Below are 1,052 nucleotides of genomic sequence, written 5' to 3'. Positions count from 1 at the left end.
GCGCCAACGGTACGGCCGCCTTCACGGATTGCGAAACGCAGACCGTCGTCCATCGCGATTGGGTGAATCAGGGTTACAACCATGTTCACGTTGTCGCCTGGCATTACCATCTCTACGCCTTCTGGCAGTTCGATGGTACCGGTCACGTCAGTGGTACGGAAGTAGAACTGTGGACGGTAGCCTTTGAAGAATGGAGTGTGACGACCACCTTCATCTTTGCTCAGGATGTACACTTCAGATTCGAACTGGGTGTGTGGCTTGATAGAGCCTGGCTTCGCCAGTACCTGACCACGTTCGATTTCTTCACGTTTGATACCACGCAGCAGAACACCTACGTTCTCACCAGCACGGCCTTCGTCCAGCAGTTTGCGGAACATTTCAACGCCAGTACAGGTAGACTTAACGGTGTCTTTGATACCAACGATTTCAACTTCTTCGCCAACTTTGATGATACCGCGCTCAACACGACCGGTAACAACGGTACCACGACCGGAGATGGAGAATACGTCTTCGATTGGCAGCAGGAACGGCTTGTCGATAGCACGCTCTGGCTCTGGGATGTAGCTGTCCAGCGCTTCAGCCAGTTCGATGATTTTCGCTTCCCACTCAGCTTCGCCTTCCAGCGCTTTCAGCGCGGAACCGCGGATTACTGGCAGGTCGTCGCCTGGGAAGTCGTAAGCGGACAGCAGTTCGCGAACTTCCATTTCTACCAGTTCCAGCAGCTCTTCATCATCAACCATGTCGCATTTGTTCATGAATACGATGATGAAAGGAACGCCAACCTGACGACCCAGCAGGATGTGCTCACGAGTCTGAGGCATTGGGCCGTCAGTCGCAGCAACTACCAGGATCGCGCCGTCCATCTGCGCAGCACCGGTGATCATGTTTTTCACGTAGTCGGCGTGCCCTGGGCAGTCAACGTGCGCGTAGTGACGAGTCGGGGTGTCATACTCAACGTGAGAGGTGTTGATGGTGATACCACGAGCTTTTTCTTCTGGCGCGTTATCGATCTGGTCGAAAGCACGTGCAGAACCGCCGTAGGTTTTAGCCAG

The 1,052-nt window shown here is 54.1% G+C and carries 1 protein-coding gene; it reads right to left on the bottom strand.

The window, feature by feature from the left end:
- On the bottom strand, nt 1-1,052 hold a 1,052-nt coding region (gene tuf / locus ACSBQQ_RS24670), incomplete at both ends, for an elongation factor Tu (RefSeq protein WP_060427671.1).

The organism is Serratia sp. G204Y, from assembly GCF_051172435.1.
Lineage (GTDB): Bacteria > Pseudomonadota > Gammaproteobacteria > Enterobacterales > Enterobacteriaceae > Serratia > Serratia sarumanii.
This window is presented reverse-complemented; position numbering and strand designations above follow the sequence as displayed.